We start from the raw sequence: 21,511 nt of genomic DNA, 5'->3' as shown, positions 1-21,511 counted from the left end.
CAATGAAAAAGAAAATCATGAACGTGTTTTTTCAGATCACATGGGTGGTGCTGTTGATGGCCGCGCTGTTTTATCCACGCAGCAGCGCCCCGGTCCTCGTTGCCGCCGCTGTCTGGGTTATGAGTCTTTTAACCTGGGCGCTGACCTTATGCGGCGTGCTTGGCGCAATTGCCGGAGGTACAGCAAAACAATCCCTCAACGAGTCGCTCAGGAAATTCTTTACCGCGCCGGATAAGCCGTTGCTCAGCTGGCTGATGAAAATCCTGATTGTTGTCTGCCTTGCGTGGTCCGGCTGGGTCATCACCCTGGTGTTTTATTTACTGACGCTGTTGGTTTACCGGGTTGCCCGTTCTCAGCTGTCAAAGACGGCAGCAGCCTGATGCGGGCGCTGGCGGTAGTGCTGGCTCTGGTGCTGGCATTGCTGGGCTGGCAGTCATGGCAGCTTAACAATGCCGGTCACACCATCGGGACGCAGGCTGAGGCGCTTAAAAAGAACAAGCAGGAGCTGGCGAAGAAAAACAGCCAGCTCATCAGCCTGTCCATTCTTACCGAAACCAACAGCCGGGCGCAGATGCAACTTTATGCTGCAGCGGAGGAGACTTCCGCATTGTTGCGGAGTCGCCAGCGCCGGATCGAGGAGCTAAAACGTGAAAAAGAGGATTTACGCCGCTGGGCTGACACTCCTTTGCCTGCTGACATTATCCGGCTGCGGGAGCGCCCGGCTCTCGCCGGAGGTGCAGCTTACCGTGAGTGGTTGTCCAAAAGTGACGCAATGCCGCCTGGACAGGTCAGCGCCGCGCAGTAATGGGGATTTGAACCAGGTGCTGGATGAGACTGAGGCCGCCTGGGCAGTATGTGCTGACAAAGTGGACACGATCATAGCGTGTCAGGAGCGAGATCGTGAACAAGCCGCAGTCCTTACGCAACGCCCTGAATAAATCGGTGGCGTATGTCCGTGACAACCCGGACAAACTGCACCTTTTTGTTGATAACGGTTCGCTGGTCGCAACCGGCGCCCGTTCAATGTCATGGGAATATCGCTACACCCTGAACGTGGTGATTGAAGACTTTAGCGGCAACCAGAATCTAGTGATGGCGCCCGTATTGCTCTGGTTGGTGAACAATCAACCGGACGCTATCAACAACCCGGAGCTGCGCGAAAAACTTTTTACCTTTGACGTCGATATCCTGAGCAACGATCTGTGTGATATCAGCCTCAATCTGCAGCTCACGGAGCGCGTGATTGTCAGCACAGATGGCACCGTATCGAGCGTTGAAGCGGTGCCGGAACCCGACGTACCCGAAGAAATGTGGACGGTGAAACGTGGATGACCTGCAGAGGGTGGATGACTGGCTGGCGGCCCTGCTGGCGAATCTGGAACCGGCAGCCCGCAACCGTATGATGCGACAACTGGCGCAGGAGCTGCGCCGGTCGCAGCAGCAAAATATAAGGCTGCAGCGCAATCCAGACGGCACCGCCTTTGAGCCGCGCCGGGTGACGGCCAGAAGTAAAAAGGGGCGCATCAAGCGCCAGATGTTCGCCAAATTGCGCACCACTAAATACCTGAAAACCGCAGCCACTGCGGACTCTGCCAGCGTGCAGTTTGATGGGAAAGTCCAGCGCATCGCCCGTGTTCACCATTATGGTCTGCGTGATCGAGTCAGACGCAACGGCCCGGAGGCCCGGTACCCGGCACGCCGTCTTTTGGGCGTGAATGATGAGGTGGAAACCATCACCCGTGACACGCTGTTGCGCTGGCTGTCGGAGTGAAATTTGTGTCACGGACGGCACAAAACCCAACGCTGCCTCCCTTTTCCCTCTGATGGCAACCTTTCGTTATGAACGCACAACTAACCGAAATCATGCGTCTTATCACCAACCTGATCCGCACCGGCACCGTAACCGAAGTGGACCGGGAAAACTGGCTGTGCCGGGTGAAAGTGGGCGAGCTTGAAACCAACTGGATTAACTGGCTGACATTGCGCGCAGGTGGTGCCCGTACATGGTGGTGCCCGTCGCCGGATGAGCAGGTGGTGGTGCTGAGTATGGGCGGCAATCTGGAAACCGCTTTTGCCTTACCTGCGATCTATTCCAACCAGTTCGCGCCGCCGTCGGACTCAGTGGACGGCTGCGTAACGGAATACCCGGACGGTGGCTGGTTTGAATATGAATCTGCGACCGGCCGCTGGCATGTGCGGGGCATCAAATCCATGGTGATCGAGGCTGCAGATAACATAACCCTGAAAACGGGGGAATTTGTGGTGGAAGCAAGCAACACGCGCATAAACAGCGAGGTGGTGATCAATGGTGGCGTCACCCAGGGCGGCGGCGCCATGAGTTCTAACGGGATCGTAGTCGATAAACACGGTCATACCGGCGTTAAGTCCGGCGGTGATACATCAGGAGGCCCGGTATGACGCTTTATATCGGCATGAGTCAGGGCAACGGCAGGACCATTACCGACACGGACCACCTGCGCCAGTCGGTCCGGGATATTCTGCTGACCCCGCAGGGGAGCCGCATTGCCCGCCGGGAATACGGCTCGCTTCTGTCTGAACTGATAGACCAGCCGCAGAACCCGGCGCTGCGCCTGCAGGTAATGTCTGCGGTCTATGTGGCTCTGAGTCGTTGGGAACCACGGCTTACCCTGGATTCTATCACCATAAACAGCAGTTTTGATGGTTCGATGGTGGTTGAGCTTACCGGGCAGCGTGATAACGGTGCACCGGTTTCACTTTCGGTATCAACAGGAGCAGACAATGGCAGTCATTGACCTTTCCCAGCTGCCCGCCCCGCAGATAGTGGATGTGCCGGATTTTGAAACGCTGCTAAACGAACGGAAAGCCGCGTTTATGACCCTTTATCCGGCAGACGAGCAGGACGCGGTAAGGCGCACGCTTGAGCTGGAGTCTGAACCCGTGACCAAGCTCCTGCAGGAAAATGCGTATCGTGAAATCCTCCTGCGCCAGCGCATTAACGAGGCGGCGCAGGCGGTCATGGTGGCTTATGCAATTGGCGGCGATCTCGATCAGATGGCGGCCAACTACAACGTGAAACGGCTGACGGTTACACCTGCGGATAACGACGCGGTGCCGCCGGTCGCAGCGGTGATGGAAAGTGATGAGGCGCTGCGCCTGCGTGTTCCTGCTGCATTTGAGGGGCTGTCCGTGGCGGGGCCAACGGCTGCCTATGAGTTTCACGCTAAAAGCGCTGACGGGCGAGTGGCTGACGCCAGCGCAACCAGCCCGGCACCGGCGGATGTGGTGCTTACCGTGCTGAGCCGTGAGGGCGACGGAACGGCAGCGGCGGATCTGCTGGCAGTGGTTGAACAGGCGCTTAACAGTGAGAACGTGCGGCCGATTGCTGACCGTCTGACGGTGCGCAGCGCTGAAATTATTCCGTACCGCGTGGATGCGACGATTTTTCTTTACCCGGGGCCAGAAGCTGAGCCGGTGATGGAGGCGGCAAAAGCCAGCCTGCAGAAATATATCGCCAGCCAGACGAGGCTGGGGCGTGATATTCGCCGCAGTGCTATTTATGCCGCGCTGCATGTTGAAGGTGTGCAGCGTGTTGAGCTGGCCTCGCCGCTCGCTGATGTGGTGCTGGATAAGACACAAGCCGCTTCATGTACGGAATGGAGCGTAACCAACGGGGGAACGGATGAATAGTTTGCTTCCTCCTGGCTCATCGCCGCTTGAGCGTCGACTTGCTCAGACCTGCAGCGGCATTTCCGATCTGCAGGTGCCGCTGCGGGATTTATGGAACCCGGCAACATGCCCGGTCAAGTTTCTGCCGTATCTGGCGTGGGCCTTTTCGGTTGATCGCTGGGACGAAGGATGGGCTGAGAGCGTGAAGCGCCGTGTGGTGCAGGATGCTTTCTATATCCATCAGCACAAGGGCACAACCAGCGCTGTGCGGCGTGTGGTGGAGCCGTTCGGCTTTCTGATCCGCATCATTGAATGGTGGCAGACCGGCGAGGCGCCGGGCACGTTTCGTCTGGATATTGGGGTGCAGGACCAGGGCATAACAGAGGAAACTTATCTGGAGCTGGAGCGCCTGATTGGTGACGCCAAACCCTGCAGTCGGCATCTGATCGGCATGTCCATAAATCTGCAGACGAGCGGACCATATTTTGTTGGGGCTGCCACTTACACCGGCGAAGAAATCACGATTTACCCGTATATCAACGAAACCATCATTTCCGGTGGCACTGCCTACGAGGGCGGCGCCGTCCATGTTATTGACACAATGAGAGTGAACCCATGAGCGCAAAATTTTATACCCTGCTGACGGATATTGGCGCGGCGAAACTGGCAAGCGCTGCCGCGCTCGGTGTGCCGCTGAAAATTACCCAGATGGCGGTGGGGGATGGCGGCGGCGTGCTTCCAACTCCCAGCGCACAGCAGACGAAGCTGGTTTCCGAAAAGCGGCGCGCTGACCTGAACATGCTTTACATCGATCCGCAGAACAGCAGCCAGATTATTGCTGAGCAGGTGATTCCTGAAACTGAGGGCGGTTGGTGGATTCGTGAGGTTGGGCTGTTTGATGAAACGGGCGCGCTGATCGCAGTGGGGAACTGCCCGGAGAGCTATAAGCCGCAGCTGGCAGAGGGAAGCGGCCGCACGCAGACAGTGCGCATGGTACTGATTACCAGCAGCACAGATAACATTACGCTGAAAATTGATCCGTCCGTAGTGCTGGCTACCCGAAAATATGTGGATGACAAGGTGCTGGAACTAAAGGTGTATGTAGATGAGCTGATGGCGGCGCATCTTGCTGCAGCTGATCCGCATACGCAATATGCGCCAAAAGCCAGCCCGACCTTTACCGGCACCCCAAAAGCCCCGACTGCAGCTGCAGGTAACAATACCACTCAGCTTGCCACAACTGCGTTTGTGCAGGCGGCTCTGATCGCCCTGGTGAATGGTGCCCCGGCTACGCTGGACACTCTGAAAGAAATTGCTGCGGCTATCAACAACGATCCTAATTTCAGCACCACCATTAATAATGCGCTTGCACTCAAAGCCCCACTGGCAAGCCCTGCCCTGACCGGGACGCCGACAGCGCCCACGGCTGCGCAGACTGTCAACAATACGCAAATTGCCACTACTGCTTTCGTAAAATCAGCTCTGGCTGCGCTTGTTGGCTCATCACCTGCGGCGCTTGATACCCTGAACGAGCTGGCGGCGGCATTAGGAAACGATCCTAACTTTGCAACCACCATGACAAATGCTCTGGCAGGTAAACAGCCTCTTGATAGCACGCTGACAACTTTGTCTGGAAAGACAGCGGATGGGATTATCGAATACCTTGGTTTGGGAGAAGGCTCTGCTTTGCCGATTGGCGTCCCCGTTCCGTGGCCGTCAGCAACTCCACCGACGGGGTGGCTCAAATGCAACGGTGCGGCGTTCGCGGCTTCCCAATATCCGAAATTGGCTCTGGCTTATCCTGCACTCAGATTACCTGATTTACGCGGTGAGTTTATCCGAGGCTGGGATGACGGGCGTGGGGTTGACGCTGGTCGCGGGCTGCTGTCATTCCAGGAAGGTACTATTGTTTCGGGCTTTGATGACAATGATACGGGGGATATAAGTTCAATCGGGTCATCCGACTATGGGTTTGGCGATGTAATAACCGCAGCACAATGGGAAAAGATCAAAGGAAAAAAATGGATCGGTAGTTCGGCAAATTCGCAACGCTACGATTGGTGGGCTTATGTTTCAGCCCGCCCCCGTAACATCGCATTTAACTACATCGTGAGGGCCGCATAATGGCGAAGGCAAAATTAAACAATGAGCTTATTGCTACAGTGACCGGTGATATAACTGTGTTTAACTACGATGGTGAGACGCGCGAATATCTTTCCTCATCGGTTGAATATTTAGCGGAAGGTGTAGGTATTCCAGCCTTGTCATGCATTGATGCGCCTGGTGAAATTAAAGAAGGTTTTACTATTTGCCGCACCTTTGACTTAAACGGATGGGAGTACATCGCTGATCATCGCGGTAAAACTGTATATAGCACAAAGTCAGGTGAGAAAGTCACGATTTCACTACCGGGTGATTATCCGAAAGATACGACGACACAAGCCCCTGGAACGCCATATGATAAGTGGAATGGCAGCGAGTGGATAACCGACGCAAAAGCGAAACACTCTGCGGATGTGGCAAAGGCTGAACAGCAGAAAACTGCATTGCTAGCGGAAGCGTCTGCAATTATCGCACCATTGGTAGATGCTCAGGCTGGAGGCTATATTGATGATAAAGATATCCCACGACTGACTGAATGGCAGCGGTATCGTTATAAGCTAACTAAGGTTGATACCGATACCGCTCCGAATCTTAACCTTCCACCGAAACCCGAGGTATAGGTCATTCAATATCGGGTGCTTTTGATGTGTCAATAATCATCAGCAGCACCTGATATTTTCAGCACTCAGCCAGAAAACGTATTCATTTATTCGTTGCCAGAGACATCAGATTCAATTTCCACAAGGATTGGTTCGCCTTTTTCATTAACTGCAAGCCGCATTCCCTCCGGTATTTCTTGTATTCTGAAAAACCAGTTATCCTCAGGGAGTTGAATAGCACCTCCAGTATCGTGGAAACCATGAATGACCTCCGTCATTGTGATCGGATTAAATAGGCGCATAGTAAACTCTCCACGAAAAACCATTATTTGATGGGGCACCCGTTGCGGCCATTGTGCAACGAGCTTTGAAACCGACATTTGTTGTTAAAGCATCAATGATCATTGATGAATGAGCATAGTTTGGCGTAGTGCCGGGATCAGCAGAAAGACGTTCGGCAATGCTGATATAGCGGCTTATACCTGGCAGCGCAATTGGGTAATTAACCGTTGCCAGGCCGTTATCAAGGATTACACCATACCCCATAACCTCAATGGCTCCATCCGACCATATTACCCAAGCTCCATTTGCGTTACTTCCTCGACTGGTTACGTATTTAGCTCCTCCCAAACCAAGGTTTTTTATCCACCACGGTCATGATTGTCCGTGTTGGCCATTCTCTGCAGTACAGTCAGAAATGACCATGCTCGATAAAATGGTGGCATCATTCACCACTTTTTTATGGGCGAAAAATCATGCAAATCGGTTACGTGAGGGTGTCAACAAATGACCAGAATACAGCTTTACAACGAAATGCGCTTGAGTGCGCAGGATGTGAGCTGATATTTGAGGACAAAATGAGCGGAAAAACCTCAGATCGGCCAGGGCTAAAAAAGGTCCTGCGCACACTCTCAGACGGTGACACGCTGGTAGTCTGGAAGCTGGACAGATTAGGCAGGAGCATGCGACATCTTGTTACTCTGATTGAAGAACTGCGCGGGAGAGGGATAAATTTCCGCAGCCTGACCGATAGCATTGACACATCAACTCCTATGGGGCGTTTCTTTTTCCATGTTATGGGAGCCCTTGCTGAAATGGAACGTGAGCTAATCGTTGAGCGCACCCGGGCCGGGTTGGCAGCGGCCAGGCAGCAAGGACGTATTGGTGGCAGGCGGCCAAAACTCACAGCGGAACAATGGGCGCAGGCGGGGAGACTGCTGGAAGCAGGAGAGTCGCGGCAACGTGTCGCATTAATTTTTGATGTGGGTATGTCTACACTCTACCGGAAATTCCCTGCGGCATTGTATGGATAACAGGACAATGCAGCGAAGCTGTCTACAAAGTTGATTCACTTCACCATAGGGCGAAACCTAAACACCGGAGGGTTCGCCGTATGGCTCAGGATTATCACCACGGTGTGCGTGTCGTTGAGGTCAACGATGGCACCCGCCCTATTTCAACAGTAAGCACGGCAATTGTCGGTATGGTCTGTACCGGCGATGATGCAGATGCGTCCGTGTTCCCCCTCAATAAACCGGTCCTGCTTACCGACGTGCTGACGGCCAGCGGTAAAGCAGGCGAGTCCGGCACGCTGGCCCGCTCGCTGGATGCAATTGCCGACCAGGCCAAACCCGTGACCGTCGTTGTGCGCGTTGCACAGGGTGAAACCGAAGCGGAAACAACCTCCAACATTATCGGCGGCGTGACAGCCGACGGTAAAAAAACGGGGATGAAAGCGCTGTTATCTGCGCAGTCCCAGCTCGGCGTTAAGCCGCGCATTCTTGGCGTGCCGGGGCACGACACGCAGGCAGTTGCCACTGAGCTGCTGAGCGTGGCGCAGAGTCTGCGCGGGTTCGCCTATCTGTCAGCCTACGGCTGCAAAACGGTAGAGGAGGCCATTGCCTACCGCGCTAATTTCAGCCAGCGCGAGGGGATGCTGATCTGGCCTGATTTCATCAGTTTTGACACCGTGCTGAATGCAGACGCGACGGCTTACGCCTCAGCCCGCGCGCTTGGCCTGCGTGCCAAAATTGATGAGCAGACCGGCTGGCACAAATCGCTGTCCAACGTGGGTGTGAACGGCGTCACCGGCATTTCTGCTGATGTGTTCTGGGATTTGCAGGATCCTGCAACCGATGCGGGGCTGCTGAACCAGAACGATGTCACCACGCTGATCCGCAAAGACGGTTTCCGCTTCTGGGGCTCCCGCTGCCTCAGTGACGATCCTCTGTTTGCCTTTGAAAACTACACCCGCACCGCGCAGGTACTGGCTGACACAATCGCCGAAGCGCACATGTGGGCGGTGGATGGCGTGCTTAACCCGTCGCTGGCCCGCGACATTATCGAAGGTATTCGCGCCAAACTGCGCAACCTGAAAACGCAGGGCTACATCATCGGCGCCGACTGCTGGCTGGATGAGTCCGTAAACGATAAAGATTCCCTGAAAGCCGGGAAGCTCACTATCGATTACGACTATACGCCGGTACCGCCTCTGGAAAACCTGATGCTGCGCCAGCGCATCACCGATCAGTATCTGCTGGATTTCTCCAGCCAGGTCAGCGCGTAAGGGGACAATATGGCTTTACCACGCAAGTTAAAACACCTGAACCTGTTTAACGACGGGAATAACTATCAGGGGATCGTTGAGTCCCTGACCCTGCCAAAATTCGGCCGCAAGTTTGAAAAGTATCGCGGCGGCGGTATGCCCGGTTCGGCTGATGTTGATCTGGGGCTGGATGATGGCGCGCTGGATACGGAATTTTCAATCGGTGGCACCGAACTGCTGTTATTCAAGCAGATGGGCAAAGCCACCGTTGACGGCATCCAGCTGCGTTTCACCGGCTCCATTCAACGTGACGATACCGGCGAAGTGCAGGCCGTTGAGCTGGTTGTGCGCGGTCGACATAAAGAAGTCGATTCCGGCGAATGGAAAACCGGCGAGAGCAACACCACAAAAGTCAGCAGCACCAACAGCTACGCGAAGCTGACCATTAACGGCGAGGTGCTCTATGAGGTTGATGTGATCAACATGATTGAAATCGTTGATGGCGTGGACCTGATGGAAGAGCACCGCAACGCCCTGGGCCTCTGATCTACTTTAACGGCGCGGGCAGCCGCGCCAGTACCTTATTAACAGGAAATGACAATGAGCGAACAACTGACTGAAAAAACCGTACAGCTGGACACCCCAATCAAACGCGGTAAAACCGAAATTGCCGAAATTGTGCTGCGCAAGCCGCAGTCCGGCGCGCTGCGTGGCACCCGTCTGCAGGCGATCATGGATATGGACGTCGGCGCGATGATGACGATTATTCCCCGCATCTCCACGCCCGCGCTGACCGCTCAGGAAATGGCCGAAATGGACCCCGCCGATCTCACCGCGCTGTCGGTTGAGGTGGTCACTTTTTTGTTGAAGAAATCGGTGCTTGCCGGTTTGCCGACAGCCTGACGGTAGAAGACCTGGTGGCTGATATCGCCACCATTTTTCACTGGCCGCCGTCCGTCACTGACGTTATGCCGCTGACCGAAGTGCTGGAGTGGAGGCATAAAGCGATTCAGAGAAGCGGGGTCAGCGATGAGTGATACTAACCTGCGTTTGCAGGTAATTCTAAATGCGGTTGATAAGCTCACCCGCCCATTCCGATCAGCGCAGGCCAGCTCTAAAGAGCTGGCTACCGCCATTCAGCAAAGCCGCGCAAGATTAAAAGAACTGGACGCCCAGGCGGGCCGTATTGATGGTTTCCGCAAGGCAAGCGCGCAGCTGGCCGTCACCGGCAACAGTCTTAAGGCCGCACGCGAAGAAGCGGCGAAGCTTGCCACACAGTTCTCGGCCACTAACCGCCCGACGGCGGCGCAGGCTCGTCTGCTGGAGCAGGCAAAAAACCGCGTTAACGAGCTGCAGAGCAAATACAACGGTCTGCGTCAGTCGGTGCAGCGTCAGCGTCTTGCGCTCAATGAGGCCGGACTGGACACCAAAAAGCTGAGCAGTGCGCAGCGTGAGCTGCGGCAGAATGCCGACGAAACCCGGCAGGCGCTGGACCGACAGCAGAAATCCCTTAAACGCCTGGGCGAGCAGCAGGCCCGTATGAACGCCGTCCGCGATCAGTATTCGCGACGCCTTGAGGTGCGGGATCGTATCGCGGGTGCCGGAGCAACAACTACTGCCGCCGGGCTGGCGATGGGCGCGCCGGTGATGGCTGCCGTTAAAAGCTATGCCAGCATGGAAGATGCGATGAAAGGCGTGGCGAAGCAGGTTAACGGGCTGCGGGACGACAACGGCAACCGCACAAAACAGTTTTACGACATGCAGGATGCCATTAAGGCCGCCAGTGAACAGCTGCCGATGGAGAATGGCGCTATTGACTATGCCGCGCTGGTTGAAGGTGGCGCCCGCATGGGCGTGACAAACCAGAACGATTCTTACGAAGATCAGAAGCGTGACCTGCTGGCCTTTGCATCCACTGCAGCAAAGGCCGCAACGGCATTCGAGCTGCCCGCTGATGAGCTGGCGGAAGGGCTGGGGAAAATCGCGCAGCTGTATAAAGTGCCGACCCGCAATATTGAACAGCTTGGCGATGCCCTGAACTACCTGGACGATAACGCCATGTCTAAGGGCGGCGATATCATCAATGTGCTGCAGCGCATGGGGGGCGTGGCCGACCGGCTTGATTTCCGAAAAGCGGCCGCGCTGGGTTCCACCTTCCTGTCTCTGGGCGCCGCGCCTGAAATTGCCGCCAGCGCATCAAATGCGATGGTGCGCGAACTGTCTATTGCGACCATGCAGAGCAAGCGGTTCATGGAAGGTATGGATCTGCTGAAACTCAATCCAGAAGAGATTGAAAAGCAGATGACAAAGGACGCAATGGGGACCATTCAGCGTGTGCTGGAGAAGGTCAACAAGCTGCCGCAGGATAAACGCCTGTCCGCCATGACGATGATATTTGGCAAGGAGTTTGGCGATGATGCGGCGAAGCTTGCAAACAACCTGCCGGAGCTGCAGCGACAGCTGAAACTCACCTCAGGCACTGAGGCTAACGGCTCCATGCAGAAAGAATCCGATATCAATAAGGATTCACTTTCCGCACAGTGGTTGCTTGTGAAAACGGGCGCGCAGAACGCTTTCAGTAGCCTGGGTGAAACCCTGCGCCAGCCGCTGATGGATATCATGGGATACGTCAAAAACGTTACCGGGGCACTACGTCGATGGGTTGAGGCTAACCCGCAGCTGGCGGGCACACTGATGAAAGTGGCTGCAGCCACAGCTGCGATCACCGTTGTGCTCGGCACGCTGGCGGTGGCCGTGGCTGCCGTGCTGGGGCCGCTGGCGGTGATCCGTTTTGGCCTGTCCGTGCTGGGTGTAAAAACACTCCCCTCCGTTATGTCTGCAGTGACCCGCACCGGCGGCGCGCTGTCCTGGCTGGCAAATGCGCCGCTTTCCCTGTTGCGCCGTGGCCTGGCTGCATCCGGCAGCAGCGCCGGATTGCTGGCGTCTCCCCTTAACTCCCTGCGCCGTTCTGCCGGGCTGGCTGGCAATGCGCTGAAAGCGCTGGCCGGTGCGCCGCTTGCTCTCCTTCGCGGCGGAATGTCTGGTATTCGCAACATTCTCGGCATGGTAATGAATCCGCTGGCCGCGTTGCGCGGGGGATTATCCGCAGCCGGTGGCGTGCTGCGTTTTCTGGCGTCCGGCCCGCTGGCCCTCCTTCGCGTTGCGCTGTACGGGATTTCTGGATTGCTGGGCGCCCTGCTTAGTCCGATAGGGCTCGTTGTGGCGGCGCTGGCTGGCGTGGCGCTGGTTGTCTGGAAATACTGGCAGCCGATAAGCGCATTTTTAGGCGGAGTGGTTGAAGGATTCAAAGCTGCAGCTGCGCCTATCAGTGCGGCGTTTGAGCCACTGCAGCCTGTTTTCCAGTGGATAGGTGATAAGGTCCAGGCATTGTGGGGCTGGTTTACTGATCTTCTGACGCCGGTTAAATCCACCTCTGCAGAACTGCAAAGCGCGGCGTCGATGGGACGGCAGTTTGGGGAAGCGCTGGCGGCAGGGCTAAACATGGTCATGCACCCGCTGGATTCGCTTAAATCGGGCGTGTCCTGGCTGCTTGAAAAACTCGGCATCGTCAGCAAGGAGGCGGCCAAAGCGAAGCTTCCTGAGCAGGTCACGCGGCAGCAACCAGCCACGGTAAACACAGACGGTAAAGTGATGCTGCCGCCTGGCGGATTTCCGCCGATGGGTTTTGCTGGCATGTACGACAGCGGCGGTACCATTCCGCGCGGCCAGTTCGGCATCGTGGGTGAGAATGGCCCTGAGATTGTTAACGGGCCCGCCAATGTCACCGGCAGGAAACGGACTGCTGATCTGGCAAGGGTGGCGGCAACGCTCAATCCTTCGCGGACGGAACCGGCCAGCGCTAAACAACGTCCTGAACGCGGGATGGTTCTGCCGCCTGATAGTGTGAACGGCCCGGCAAATCTTCCCGTAATCAATCGCACAACTGAGCTGGTGAAACTGGCGGCAACAGTAAGCCCCGTTCGTGATGTAACAGCCAGCCCGGAGCAACGGCCTGAAAGCAGGTTAATACTGCCACCTGAGATTGTTAACGCCCCGGTAAATCTTCCTGGTCGGGAACGGGCTGCGGAGCTGGCTGATATCGCTGCTGCCGTCATGCCAGCACCGGCCATTACGGAAATCACGGATAAGAGGGCTGACCCGATGGCTATGCGCCAGAAGGTGTTCGCTTCCGTCGTCGCTGGCGTGATGGGCCTGGCGGCGGCCCCGGCAGAAGCCGCACCACTTCATCCGTACAGTGTACCTGTCAGGACGCAACCGGCGCCGTCGGCGAAGGAAGAGAGACAGCCGCAGGTCATTAAGTACGAGATAAGCGCGCCAATTCATATTGTCGCCCAGCCAGGGCAAAGCGCGCAGGATATCGCCCGCGAGGTGGCCCGGCAGCTTGATGAGCGTGAGCGCAGGGCCAGGGCAAAAACACGCAGTAATTTCAGTGATCGAGGGGGTTACGAATAATGATGATGGTGCTGGGGTTGTACGTATTCATGCTGCGAACCGTGCCCTATCAGGAGCTGCAGTATCAGCGCAGCTGGCGGCACGCAGCCAACAGCCGGGTTAACCGGCGCCCGTCAACGCAGTTTCTTGGGCCGGATAACGATTCGCTTACTCTGTCCGGCGTCCTGCTACCGGAGATAACCGGCGGCAGGCTGTCTTTGCTGGCGCTGGAGCAGATGGCGGAGCTGGGGAAAGCCTGGCCTCTGATTGAGGGGAGCGGGACGATTTACGGCATGTTTGTGATCGAGAGTCTGAGCCAGACAAAAACAGAATTTTTTGAGAGCGGTATGCCCCGGCGTATCGAATTTTCGCTGAGCCTGAAACGGGTGGATGAATCGCTGTCTGATATGTTTGGCAGCCTCAGCGATCAGCTCAGTAATTTGCAGGACTCCGCCACCTCTGCGATAGGCAATATGAAAAATACGGTTGGGGGGTTACTGCAGTGAATTTCAGCTCTGAACTCCTGAACCTGAACAGCAAAACCCCCGGTTTCAGCATCACCATTGAAGGTAAAGATGTGACTACCGTGCTGGATGCGCGCCTGATGAGTCTGACGCTGACGGATAACCGGGGCTTTGAAGCGGACCAGCTTGATCTGGAACTGGACGACTCGGACGGGCAAATCGTTCTGCCGCGTCGGGGGGCCATTATTCAGTTTGCGCTGGGGTGGAAAGGTCAGCCGCTTTTTCCAAAAGGGGCCTTTACTGTCGATGAGATTGAGCACAGCGGCGCGCCTGACCGTCTCACAATTCGCGCGCGTAGTGCAGATTTCCGTGAAACCCTGAACACGCGGCGTGAAAAGTCCTGGCACCAGACAACGGTGGGCGAAGTCGTGAAGGAAATCGCCGCCAGGCATAAATTAAAGATGGCGCTGGGGCAGGACCTGATGGACAAGCCTGTGGATCATCTTGACCAGACAAATGAAAGCGACGCCAGCTTTTTGATGAAGCTGGCGCGGCAGTATGGGGCGATAGCCTCCGTTAAGGACGGCAATCTGTTGTTTATCCGCCAGGGGCAGGGCAGAACGGCAAGCGGTAAGCCGCTGCCGGTTATCACCATAACCCGTCAGGCCGGTGACGGTCATCGTTTTACCCTGGCCGATCGCGATGCCTATACGGGGGTAATTGCCAGCTGGCTGCATACTCGTGAGCCAAAGAAAAAAGAGACGGCAAAGGTTAAGCGCCGTCGAAAAAAAAACACTGTGACAAAGGAGCCGGAAGCAAAGCAGGGTGATTACCTGGTTGGAACGGATGAAAACGTGCTGGTCCTCAACCGGACCTATGCTAACCGCAGCAATGCGGAGCGCGCCGCTAAGATGCAGTGGGAGCGCCTGCAGCGCGGGGTTGCAACCTTTTCCCTGCAACTCGCAGAAGGGCGTGCCGATCTCTACACCGAAATGCCAGTGAAGGTTAGCGGCTTTAAGCAGCCCATTGATGATGCGGAGTGGACCATTACCACACTGACGCATAATGTCAGCGCGGATAGCGGTTTCATGACCACTCTAGAACTTGAGGTGAGAATTAATGATTTAGAAATGGAATGATTACTTCACAAAATGGAATTATGTTGTATCATTATTGCGATTACAGCAAAAGTGGGGAAAAGACTAAAATGATGAATTGTCCGTTGTGTGGTCAGGCCGCACATACACGCAGCAGCTTTGAAGTTTCCCGCCAAACCAAAGAGCGTTATAACCAGTGCACAAATATTGAATGTGGGCACACTTTTGTTACTCATGAAACGTTCGTCAGGTCTGTTTGCCGCCCTCAAAAAATCAGTTCTGCACCTCCGCATCCGAAGGGTCTGCAGCAACAACTTTCTTACTAACCCGCTGCTAGCGGGTTTTTTTATGAAACGCCTGCTGCCATTTTGCTGCCAATGGGTTTTAAATAAACAAAAAGGCCACTCGCGAGAGTGGCCTAACTATATGTTTTTGCTTCTAAAATTTGGTGGCCCCTGCTGGACTTGAACCAGCGACCAAGCGATTATGAGTCGCCTGCTCTAACCACTGAGCTAAGGGGCCGTGGCGGTGAATTATAAAGTAACTCCCCGCAGCAATCCAGCCATTCGCACCTGCCTGCTGTTTTTATAAACAACGCATAATCAATCCTTTATACTTCCATAACGATGTATCAGCGGGAGTAAAGATGATCAACGATATTCTGGCCCCTGGCCTGCGGGTGGTGTTCTGCGGAATTAACCCGGGCAAGTCCTCGGCGCACACCGGTTTTCACTTCGCCCATCCGGGGAATCGCTTCTGGAAGGTGATTTACCAGGCCGGGTTTACCGACAGGCTACTCAAGCCCGAAGAGGAGCAGCACCTGCTGGACACGCGCTGCGGAATTACCATGCTGGTCGAACGCCCGACTGTACAGGCAAGTGAGGTCAACCTCCATGAGCTGCGAAGCGGCGGGCGTGAGCTGGTGAAGAAAATAGAAGACTATCAGCCGGCCGCGCTGGCGATCCTCGGCAAGCAGGCCTACGAGCAGGCTTTCAGCCAGCGTGGCGCTAAGTGGGGTAAGCAGAACATTACTATCGGTGTGACGCAGGTCTGGGTGCTGCCGAATCCGAGCGGGCTCAACAGGGCGACGCTGGATAAGCTGGTGGAGGCCTACAGGGAGCTTGATGAGGCGCTGATGGTGCGGGGGCTTTAATCCCCTGCTGCCTGATGCTCTCACCCCTAACTTTCTTCCAAAGGGAGAGGGAATAAACAAAAAAAAGCTCCCGATTGGGAGCTTTTTCACTGTCAGGACAGATTAGTCGTCCAGGAAGCTACGCAGCACTTCAGAGCGGCTTGGATGACGCAGCTTACGCAGCGCCTTCGCTTCGATCTGACGGATACGTTCGCGGGTAACGTCGAACTGTTTACCCACTTCTTCCAGCGTGTGGTCGGTGTTCATATCGATACCGAAACGCATACGCAGGACCTTCGCTTCACGAGCGGTCAGGCCAGCCAGAACGTCGTGTGTCGCGGCACGCAGGCTCTCGGTGGTGGCAGAGTCCAGCGGCAGCTCGAGGGTGGTATCCTCGATGAAATCACCCAGATGCGAATCTTCATCATCACCGATTGGTGTTTCCATGGAGATTGGCTCTTTGGCGATCTTCAGCACTTTACGGATCTTGTCTTCCGGCATCAGCATGCGCTCGGCCAGCTCTTCCGGCGTCGGCTCGCGGCCCATCTCCTGCAGCATCTGGCGGGAGATACGGTTGAGCTTGTTGATGGTCTCAATCATATGCACCGGAATACGGATGGTGCGCGCCTGATCCGCGATAGAGCGGGTGATAGCCTGACGGATCCACCAGGTTGCGTAGGTGGAGAACTTGTAACCACGACGGTATTCAAACTTATCTACCGCTTTCATCAGACCGATGTTGCCTTCCTGAATCAGATCCAGGAACTGCAGACCACGGTTGGTGTATTTCTTGGCGATAGAGATAACCAGACGCAAGTTCGCTTCAACCATCTCTTTCTTCGCGCGGCGGGCTTTCGCTTCACCGATGGACATACGACGGTTGATGTCTTTAACCTGCTCGATGGTCAGGCCGGTCTCTTCTTCAATCTGATGCAGTTTCTGCAGGCCGCGATGTACGTCGTCCTTCACGTCGTGCAGTTTTTCAGACCACGGCTTGTTCATCGCGATAGCCGCGTTGAACCAGGTTTCGCTGGTTTCGTTGCCGGTGAAGAGGGTGATGAAGTTCTTCTTCGGCATTTTGCATTGCTCAACGCACAGCTTCATGATGATGCGTTCCTGGGTACGTACGCGATCCATCATCACGCGCATGCTGTTTACCAGGTAGTCGAACTGTTTTGGCACCAGGCGGAACTGTTTGAATACCTCAGACAGTTTCAGGATCTCTTCCTGAGCGGCGGCATGGCTGCGGCCTTTCGCTTTGATGGTGTCGCGCGTCACTTCGTACTGGGTACGCAGCTCGGCAAACTTCTCACGCGCCAGCTCCGGGTCGATGCTGTTGTCATCGTCCGCGGTGTCGTCGTCGCTCTCTTCCTCATCTTCGTCTTCGTCATCATCCATCTCTTCCTGAGACAGTTCAGAACCGACGTGAGTGGCGGTAGGTGCCATATCTTCTTCAGCGTTCGGGTCGACAAAACCGGTGATCAGGTCGGACAGGCGCGCTTCTTCTGCTTCAACGCGATCGTACTGCTCCAGCAGATAGGTGATCGCTTCCGGGTACTCGGCGACAGAGCACTGAACCTGGTTGATCCCGTCTTCGATGCGTTTTGCGATGTCAATTTCGCCTTCGCGGGTCAACAGTTCAACGGTACCCATTTCACGCATGTACATGCGGACCGGGTCGGTGGTACGCCCGATTTCAGATTCCACGCTGGACAGTACCTGTGCAGCAGCTTCTTCCGCATCTTCGTCAGTGTTGTTGGAGGTTTCAGCCAGCAACAGATCATCGGCATCCGGTGCTTCTTCCATCACCTGAATGCCCATGTCATTGATCATTTGGATGATATCTTCGATTTGATCTGAATCGACGATATCTTCCGGCAGATGGTCATTGACCTCGGCATAGGTCAGATAGCCTTGCTCCTTACCACGTTGGACAAGAAGTTTCAGCTGTGACTGCGGGTTTTGCTCCATAAGACGGTATCCACACTTAATTCGTTTGATTGGTGTCGGCGATGGGGCTGCCAACCTTTAAAGCGAGGGCGTACTTATATTTTTGCCGCTGCCTCTCAGTGCGGCTGCCGGGGGCTTCCCGATCGATATTCGGCACTTAAGCCGTTAAATACTTTTGTTTTTGACTTATTTCTTCGCCAGTTCCTGGTTAATCATCCAGAGCTCCCGGCGTTCTTCGCTGCTCAAACCGTGTGTGCGCTCGCGAGCTATCAACTCTTCCTGGCGCAGCTCAAGCATCGAATCAAACATATGGTTGAGTGAGTCGGTGAACGTTTTTTCTGCAATGTCCTTATCTGCTATATCGTCCCACATCGACAATTTTTCAAGGGTAGCGGCCTCTTTTGTGCCGCGATAATGCTCTAAAAGTTGTCCGGTGGTCAGACCTGGTTGTGACAAACACGTGTTGACCAGTTCTGAAAATAAGCCAAGTCCGGGCAATTTTTCGTGGTTCAAACCCGCCAGCGACGGCACCTGCGGCGCAAGCTCGGGGTTTTGGACCAGTAACCCTATCAGTATACGCATGGTTGTGCGTTTTAGCTGAGGCGCGGGGCGAACCGTGCCGTTTTCAGCCTGTTTAGGCATTAAACGTTCAAGCTGGCTGTCATCCAGAATGCCGAGCTTGTTGCCTAACTCCTGACGCAGGTAGATGCGCAGCGTTTCGCCGGGCACCTGACTGATTAACGGCAGCGCCAGCGTGCTGAGCTGCGCGCGCCCGTCAGGGGTACTCAAATCGACCTGCGGCATCAGGCTGTTAAACAAAAACGTGGAGAGCGGCTGAGCCTGCTCCATCCGCGCTTCAAACGCCGCTTTGCCCTCTTTACGCACCAGCGTATCCGGGTCTTCACCGTCGGGCAGGAACATAAAGCGTAGCTGACGCCCGTCGGTCATATAGGGTAGCGCGGTTTCCAGCGCACGCCAGGCGGCGTCGCGTCCTGCACGGTCACCGTCGTAACAGCAGATGACGTTATTGGTCACCCTGAACAGCAGTTGAATATGATCGGCGGTGGTGGACGTACCTAACGACGCAACCGCGTAGTTAATGTCGTACTGCGCCAGCGCAACGACGTCCATATAGCCTTCGACGACCAGAAGACGCGGAGGTTCCGCGTTATCCTGCTGCGCCTCATAAAGACCGTAAAGCTGGCGGCCCTTATGGAAAATATCGGTTTCCGGGGAGTTAAGGTATTTCGGCAGGGCATCACCCAGCACGCGACCACCAAAACCAATTACCCGGCCTCGCTTGTCGCGGATCGGAAACATCACCCGTTCGCGGAAGCGGTCGTAGCTTCGTCCCTGGTCGTTGGTGACCAGCATGCCTGCATCGATGAGAGATTTACGATCTTCGCTATTGCCGCCAAAACGCTTTAACACGTTGTCCCAGCCGGGCGGGGCGTAACCAATAGCGAAACGCGCAATGACATCGTCGCTCAGTCCGCGCTTGTTCAGATACTGGCGCGCAGGCTCAGCCGCAGAGTGCTTAAGAGACTGTTGGTAAAACGAATTCAGGCCATCCATCAGTTGATACAGCGTTTGTCGTTGATGGCGCTCGATCTGACTTGGCCCACTGCCTGCTTCATACGGCACTTCAAGGTTATGCATCGCCGCCAGCTCTTCGACGGTTTCAACGAACTCGAGCTTGTCGTAGTTCATTAAAAAATCAACGGCATTACCGTGAGCACCACAGCCGAAGCAATGGTAAAACTGCTTTTCACCGTTTACGGTGAAGGAGGGGGTTTTTTCGTTATGGAACGGACAGCACGCATGGTAGTTCTTGCCCTGTTTTTTCAGCTTTACCCGCGCGTCGATGAGATCGACGATGTCGGTTCTGGCAAGCAGGTCATTGATGAAAACGCGTGGGATTCTTCCGGCCATATGCCCCAAAAATTTAAGCGACTTATAAACGAAAACAAGCCGCGCATTCCTTCCGGAAGCACGGCCTTACGACTATTACTCTGTCTGTCAATTGAGGGCTGAGGCCCTCAACCAATTAGTACAGACGAGTACGGCGTGCGTTTTCGCGAGCCAGTTTCTTCGCGTGACGTTTCACAGCGGAAGCTTTAGCGCGCTTACGTTCGGTCGTTGGTTTTTCATAAAACTCACGACGACGAACTTCAGCCAGAACACCTGCTTTCTCGCATGAACGTTTGAAGCGACGCAGTGCTACGTCGAACGGCTCGTTTTCACGTACTTTAATTACCGGCATGTAACTCTCACCTTTAATAAATTCGGTTTGCCGCTGGCATCAACGCCAGCTTATTTCAAAATGGTGCGGAATTTTACTGCAAATGCTGCTGCTTTGTAAAGCACCGATGCGATTTTGAAAGGGACTTTAATAAGGGTGAGGAGTATACACGAGCCTTCTTCCTGGGGCGAACAAAGTTTTACATCAACCCGCCCAGGCTCTACACTGCGCGGTATTGAAACGAGGTAAAACAAGTCATGCGTGTACTGGGTATTGAAACATCCTGCGATGAAACCGGCATCGCCATTTACGACGACGAAAAAGGACTTCTGGCCAACCAGCTGTATAGTCAGGTGAAATTGCACGCTGACTACGGCGGCGTCGTACCTGAACTGGCCTCTCGTGACCACGTGCGTAAAACAGTTCCCCTGATTCAGGCGGCGCTGAAAGAGGCCGGGTTGAGCTCAACCGATATTGATGCCGTGGCCTATACCGCAGGCCCGGGCCTGGTCGGTGCGCTGCTGGTTGGCGCAACCGTTGGTCGTTCGCTGGCCTTCGCGTGGGACGTGCCGGCCATCCCGGTTCACCATATGGAAGGGCACCTTCTGGCACCGATGCTGGAAGAGAATCCGCCTGAATTCCCGTTTGTTGCGCTGCTGGTTTCCGGCGGCCATACGCAGCTGATTAGCGTAACGGGCATTGGCAAGTACGAGCTGCTGGGCGAGTCGATCGACGACGCCGCCGGTGAAGCGTTCGATAAAACCGCCAAGCTGCTGGGTCTGGATTACCCGGGCGGCCCGATGCTGTCAAAAATGGCGTCGCAGGGAACGGAAGGGCGCTTTGTCTTCCCGCGCCCAATGACCGACCGTCCGGGGCTGGACTTCAGCTTCTCCGGGCTGAAAACCTTCGCGGCGAATACGATCCGTAATAACGATGACAGCGAGCAAACCCGCGCCGATATCGCCCGCGCGTTCGAAGATGCGGTAGTGGACACGCTGATGATCAAGTGCAAGCGCGCGCTGGAACAGACCGGCTTTAAGCGTCTGGTGATGGCGGGCGGCGTGAGCGCTAACCGCACGCTTCGCGCGAAGCTCGCCGAGATGATGCAAAAGCGTCGCGGGGAAGTGTTCTATGCCCGTCCGGAATTCTGTACCGATAACGGGGCGATGATCGCCTACGCCGGGATGGTGCGCCTTAATGCGGGGGCAACGTCCGACCTGAGCGTGTCCGTGCGTCCGCGCTGGCCGCTGGCGGAACTGCCGGAGGCGTAATCCCTCAC

General features: G+C 55.4%; 27 protein-coding genes and 1 tRNA gene. 22 read left to right on the top strand and 6 right to left on the bottom strand.

Translation table 11 applies throughout. The features are described 5' to 3' along the window. The first annotated feature begins 2 nt into the window (after positions 1 to 2). The 11 genes from ACW9E7_RS17240 (at position 3) to ACW9E7_RS17190 (ending at position 6,371) form a co-directional block, all read left to right on the top strand. Positions 3 to 380, top strand: a complete 378-nt coding sequence (locus ACW9E7_RS17240) for a DNZ54_00345 family protein (protein WP_232964249.1) — start codon at positions 3 to 5, stop codon at positions 378 to 380. Then, complete coding sequence (lysB, locus tag ACW9E7_RS17235; RefSeq protein WP_232964264.1) at positions 377 to 805, top strand: Rz-like lysis system protein LysB; 429 nt, start codon at positions 377 to 379, stop codon at positions 803 to 805. Before ACW9E7_RS17240 ends, lysB begins: the two co-directional genes overlap by 4 nt. After that, positions 690 to 938: an Rz1-like lysis system protein LysC gene (lysC, locus tag ACW9E7_RS17230; RefSeq protein ID WP_232964263.1), complete on the top strand. Its 249-nt coding sequence runs from the start codon at positions 690 to 692 to the stop codon at positions 936 to 938. The genes lysB and lysC overlap by 116 nt, the downstream gene beginning before the upstream one ends. Next, positions 901 to 1,332, top strand: coding sequence for a phage tail protein (locus tag ACW9E7_RS17225; protein ID WP_232964248.1), 432 nt, complete (start codon positions 901 to 903; stop codon positions 1,330 to 1,332). The genes lysC and ACW9E7_RS17225 overlap by 38 nt, the downstream gene beginning before the upstream one ends. Continuing rightward, complete coding sequence (locus tag ACW9E7_RS17220) at positions 1,325 to 1,771, top strand: phage virion morphogenesis protein (RefSeq protein ID WP_100170900.1); 447 nt, start codon at positions 1,325 to 1,327, stop codon at positions 1,769 to 1,771. The genes ACW9E7_RS17225 and ACW9E7_RS17220 overlap by 8 nt, the downstream gene beginning before the upstream one ends. Positions 1,772 to 1,839: 68 nt before the next feature. Next, positions 1,840 to 2,418: a phage baseplate assembly protein V gene (locus tag ACW9E7_RS17215; RefSeq protein WP_458728146.1), complete on the top strand. Its 579-nt coding sequence runs from the start codon at positions 1,840 to 1,842 to the stop codon at positions 2,416 to 2,418. Then, positions 2,415 to 2,774 (top strand): GPW/gp25 family protein, encoded by a 360-nt coding sequence (locus tag ACW9E7_RS17210; protein WP_033487477.1) that lies wholly within the window; start codon positions 2,415 to 2,417, stop codon positions 2,772 to 2,774. The genes ACW9E7_RS17215 and ACW9E7_RS17210 overlap by 4 nt, the downstream gene beginning before the upstream one ends. Continuing rightward, positions 2,761 to 3,669 (top strand): baseplate assembly protein, encoded by a 909-nt coding sequence (locus ACW9E7_RS17205; protein ID WP_458728145.1) that lies wholly within the window; start codon positions 2,761 to 2,763, stop codon positions 3,667 to 3,669. Before ACW9E7_RS17210 ends, ACW9E7_RS17205 begins: the two co-directional genes overlap by 14 nt. Then, positions 3,662 to 4,267, top strand: coding sequence for a phage tail protein I (locus tag ACW9E7_RS17200; RefSeq protein WP_014884893.1), 606 nt, complete (start codon positions 3,662 to 3,664; stop codon positions 4,265 to 4,267). The genes ACW9E7_RS17205 and ACW9E7_RS17200 overlap by 8 nt, the downstream gene beginning before the upstream one ends. Then, on the top strand, positions 4,264 to 5,772 hold the full coding sequence (locus ACW9E7_RS17195) for a phage tail-collar fiber domain-containing protein (RefSeq protein ID WP_458728144.1): 1,509 nt from the start codon (positions 4,264 to 4,266) through the stop codon (positions 5,770 to 5,772). The genes ACW9E7_RS17200 and ACW9E7_RS17195 overlap by 4 nt, the downstream gene beginning before the upstream one ends. Next, positions 5,772 to 6,371 carry a tail fiber assembly protein gene (locus tag ACW9E7_RS17190; RefSeq protein ID WP_063408911.1) on the top strand — a complete coding sequence of 200 codons (600 nt, stop codon included), beginning with the start codon at positions 5,772 to 5,774 and terminating at the stop codon, positions 6,369 to 6,371. Before ACW9E7_RS17195 ends, ACW9E7_RS17190 begins: the two co-directional genes overlap by 1 nt. A gap of 86 nt (positions 6,372 to 6,457) precedes the next feature. Here the strand turns inward: ACW9E7_RS17190 and ACW9E7_RS17185 are convergent, their stop codons facing one another. Both ACW9E7_RS17185 and ACW9E7_RS17180 read right to left on the bottom strand, forming a co-directional pair. Continuing rightward, positions 6,458 to 6,652 carry a hypothetical protein gene (locus ACW9E7_RS17185; protein WP_063408912.1) on the bottom strand — a complete coding sequence of 65 codons (195 nt, stop codon included), beginning with the start codon at positions 6,650 to 6,652 and terminating at the stop codon, positions 6,458 to 6,460. Beyond that, the gene (locus ACW9E7_RS17180; protein WP_223998064.1) at positions 6,639 to 6,896 is read right to left on the bottom strand and encodes a hypothetical protein; all 258 of its coding nucleotides are present in this window, start codon (positions 6,894 to 6,896) and stop codon (positions 6,639 to 6,641) included. The genes ACW9E7_RS17185 and ACW9E7_RS17180 overlap by 14 nt, the downstream gene beginning before the upstream one ends. A gap of 209 nt (positions 6,897 to 7,105) precedes the next feature. On the opposite strand from ACW9E7_RS17180, the gene ACW9E7_RS17175 reads away from it, so the two are divergent. From ACW9E7_RS17175 to ACW9E7_RS17135, 9 genes are all read left to right on the top strand, one after another. Beyond that, positions 7,106 to 7,663 (top strand): recombinase family protein, encoded by a 558-nt coding sequence (locus ACW9E7_RS17175; protein WP_058682977.1) that lies wholly within the window; start codon positions 7,106 to 7,108, stop codon positions 7,661 to 7,663. 80 nt (positions 7,664 to 7,743) lie between these two features. Beyond that, the gene (locus tag ACW9E7_RS17170) at positions 7,744 to 8,916 is read left to right on the top strand and encodes a phage tail sheath protein (protein WP_007848866.1); all 1,173 of its coding nucleotides are present in this window, start codon (positions 7,744 to 7,746) and stop codon (positions 8,914 to 8,916) included. 9 nt (positions 8,917 to 8,925) lie between these two features. After that, entirely contained in the window at positions 8,926 to 9,441 is a 516-nt protein-coding gene (locus ACW9E7_RS17165; protein ID WP_007848874.1) for a phage major tail tube protein, read from the top strand. Between the two features lie 54 nt (positions 9,442 to 9,495). Further along, positions 9,496 to 9,798 carry a phage tail assembly protein gene (locus ACW9E7_RS17160; protein ID WP_007848877.1) on the top strand — a complete coding sequence of 101 codons (303 nt, stop codon included), beginning with the start codon at positions 9,496 to 9,498 and terminating at the stop codon, positions 9,796 to 9,798. Positions 9,799 to 9,812: 14 nt separating this feature from the next. After that, positions 9,813 to 9,932: a GpE family phage tail protein gene (locus ACW9E7_RS17155; RefSeq protein ID WP_058682976.1), complete on the top strand. Its 120-nt coding sequence runs from the start codon at positions 9,813 to 9,815 to the stop codon at positions 9,930 to 9,932. Continuing rightward, a complete protein-coding gene (locus ACW9E7_RS17150) occupies positions 9,925 to 13,368 on the top strand; it encodes a phage tail tape measure protein (RefSeq protein ID WP_058682975.1) in 3,444 nt (1,147 codons plus the stop codon). Before ACW9E7_RS17155 ends, ACW9E7_RS17150 begins: the two co-directional genes overlap by 8 nt. Next, positions 13,368 to 13,853, top strand: a complete 486-nt coding sequence (locus ACW9E7_RS17145; RefSeq protein WP_017441048.1) for a phage tail protein — start codon at positions 13,368 to 13,370, stop codon at positions 13,851 to 13,853. The genes ACW9E7_RS17150 and ACW9E7_RS17145 overlap by 1 nt, the downstream gene beginning before the upstream one ends. Beyond that, positions 13,850 to 14,950, top strand: a complete 1,101-nt coding sequence (locus tag ACW9E7_RS17140; RefSeq protein ID WP_058682974.1) for a phage late control D family protein — start codon at positions 13,850 to 13,852, stop codon at positions 14,948 to 14,950. Before ACW9E7_RS17145 ends, ACW9E7_RS17140 begins: the two co-directional genes overlap by 4 nt. 68 nt (positions 14,951 to 15,018) lie before the next feature. Further along, complete coding sequence (locus ACW9E7_RS17135) at positions 15,019 to 15,234, top strand: ogr/Delta-like zinc finger family protein (RefSeq protein WP_032681944.1); 216 nt, start codon at positions 15,019 to 15,021, stop codon at positions 15,232 to 15,234. Positions 15,235 to 15,354: 120 nt separating this feature from the next. Here the strand turns inward: ACW9E7_RS17135 and ACW9E7_RS17130 are convergent. Beyond that, positions 15,355 to 15,430 (bottom strand) — tRNA-Ile (locus tag ACW9E7_RS17130). 124 nt (positions 15,431 to 15,554) lie between these two features. Between ACW9E7_RS17130 and mug the strand changes: the two genes are divergently transcribed. Then, positions 15,555 to 16,061 (top strand): G/U mismatch-specific DNA glycosylase, encoded by a 507-nt coding sequence (gene mug, locus ACW9E7_RS17125; RefSeq protein WP_006812011.1) that lies wholly within the window; start codon positions 15,555 to 15,557, stop codon positions 16,059 to 16,061. 102 nt (positions 16,062 to 16,163) lie between these two features. Here mug and rpoD read toward each other — a convergent pair whose 3' ends face one another. From rpoD to rpsU, 3 genes are all read right to left on the bottom strand, one after another. Beyond that, entirely contained in the window at positions 16,164 to 18,011 is a 1,848-nt protein-coding gene (gene rpoD / locus ACW9E7_RS17120; protein ID WP_023309228.1) for an RNA polymerase sigma factor RpoD, read from the bottom strand. Between the two features lie 165 nt (positions 18,012 to 18,176). Beyond that, positions 18,177 to 19,922: a DNA primase gene (gene dnaG, locus ACW9E7_RS17115; protein WP_003862574.1), complete on the bottom strand. Its 1,746-nt coding sequence runs from the start codon at positions 19,920 to 19,922 to the stop codon at positions 18,177 to 18,179. A 115-nt stretch (positions 19,923 to 20,037) separates the two neighbouring features. Beyond that, positions 20,038 to 20,253: a 30S ribosomal protein S21 gene (rpsU, locus tag ACW9E7_RS17110; RefSeq protein ID WP_001144069.1), complete on the bottom strand. Its 216-nt coding sequence runs from the start codon at positions 20,251 to 20,253 to the stop codon at positions 20,038 to 20,040. 236 nt (positions 20,254 to 20,489) lie between these two features. On the opposite strand from rpsU, the gene tsaD reads away from it, so the two are divergent. Further along, the gene (gene tsaD, locus ACW9E7_RS17105) at positions 20,490 to 21,503 is read left to right on the top strand and encodes a tRNA (adenosine(37)-N6)-threonylcarbamoyltransferase complex transferase subunit TsaD (RefSeq protein WP_136195065.1); all 1,014 of its coding nucleotides are present in this window, start codon (positions 20,490 to 20,492) and stop codon (positions 21,501 to 21,503) included. Positions 21,504 to 21,511 lie beyond the last annotated feature (8 nt).

Source organism: Enterobacter sp. H2G27 (genome assembly GCF_054403075.1).
The sequence above is the reverse complement of the archived record's forward strand: the minus strand, read 5'-3'. Positions and strand labels throughout refer to the sequence as shown.

Excerpts from the sequence above, each read along its gene's own strand:
- ACW9E7_RS17240 (WP_232964249.1), top strand. The coding sequence starts at position 3 with ATGAAAAAGAAAATCATGAACGTGTTTTTTCAGATCACATGGGTGGTG.
- ACW9E7_RS17145 (WP_017441048.1), top strand. The coding sequence starts at position 13,368 with ATGATGATGGTGCTGGGGTTGTACGTATTCATGCTGCGAACCGTGCCC.
- ACW9E7_RS17190 (WP_063408911.1), top strand. The coding sequence starts at position 5,772 with ATGGCGAAGGCAAAATTAAACAATGAGCTTATTGCTACAGTGACCGGT.
- ACW9E7_RS17160 (WP_007848877.1), top strand. The coding sequence starts at position 9,496 with ATGAGCGAACAACTGACTGAAAAAACCGTACAGCTGGACACCCCAATC.
- mug (WP_006812011.1), top strand. The coding sequence starts at position 15,555 with ATGATCAACGATATTCTGGCCCCTGGCCTGCGGGTGGTGTTCTGCGGA.
- ACW9E7_RS17135 (WP_032681944.1), top strand. The coding sequence starts at position 15,019 with ATGATGAATTGTCCGTTGTGTGGTCAGGCCGCACATACACGCAGCAGC.
- ACW9E7_RS17180 (WP_223998064.1), bottom strand. The coding sequence starts at position 6,896 with ATGGGGTATGGTGTAATCCTTGATAACGGCCTGGCAACGGTTAATTAC.
- ACW9E7_RS17210 (WP_033487477.1), top strand. The coding sequence starts at position 2,415 with ATGACGCTTTATATCGGCATGAGTCAGGGCAACGGCAGGACCATTACC.
- ACW9E7_RS17215 (WP_458728146.1), top strand. The coding sequence starts at position 1,840 with ATGAACGCACAACTAACCGAAATCATGCGTCTTATCACCAACCTGATC.
- ACW9E7_RS17165 (WP_007848874.1), top strand. The coding sequence starts at position 8,926 with ATGGCTTTACCACGCAAGTTAAAACACCTGAACCTGTTTAACGACGGG.
- tsaD (WP_136195065.1), top strand. The coding sequence starts at position 20,490 with ATGCGTGTACTGGGTATTGAAACATCCTGCGATGAAACCGGCATCGCC.
- rpoD (WP_023309228.1), bottom strand. The coding sequence starts at position 18,011 with ATGGAGCAAAACCCGCAGTCACAGCTGAAACTTCTTGTCCAACGTGGT.
- ACW9E7_RS17195 (WP_458728144.1), top strand. The coding sequence starts at position 4,264 with ATGAGCGCAAAATTTTATACCCTGCTGACGGATATTGGCGCGGCGAAA.
- dnaG (WP_003862574.1), bottom strand. The coding sequence starts at position 19,922 with ATGGCCGGAAGAATCCCACGCGTTTTCATCAATGACCTGCTTGCCAGA.
- ACW9E7_RS17185 (WP_063408912.1), bottom strand. The coding sequence starts at position 6,652 with ATGCGCCTATTTAATCCGATCACAATGACGGAGGTCATTCATGGTTTC.
- ACW9E7_RS17170 (WP_007848866.1), top strand. The coding sequence starts at position 7,744 with ATGGCTCAGGATTATCACCACGGTGTGCGTGTCGTTGAGGTCAACGAT.
- ACW9E7_RS17175 (WP_058682977.1), top strand. The coding sequence starts at position 7,106 with ATGCAAATCGGTTACGTGAGGGTGTCAACAAATGACCAGAATACAGCT.
- ACW9E7_RS17205 (WP_458728145.1), top strand. The coding sequence starts at position 2,761 with ATGGCAGTCATTGACCTTTCCCAGCTGCCCGCCCCGCAGATAGTGGAT.
- ACW9E7_RS17150 (WP_058682975.1), top strand. The coding sequence starts at position 9,925 with ATGAGTGATACTAACCTGCGTTTGCAGGTAATTCTAAATGCGGTTGAT.
- rpsU (WP_001144069.1), bottom strand. The coding sequence starts at position 20,253 with ATGCCGGTAATTAAAGTACGTGAAAACGAGCCGTTCGACGTAGCACTG.
- ACW9E7_RS17200 (WP_014884893.1), top strand. The coding sequence starts at position 3,662 with ATGAATAGTTTGCTTCCTCCTGGCTCATCGCCGCTTGAGCGTCGACTT.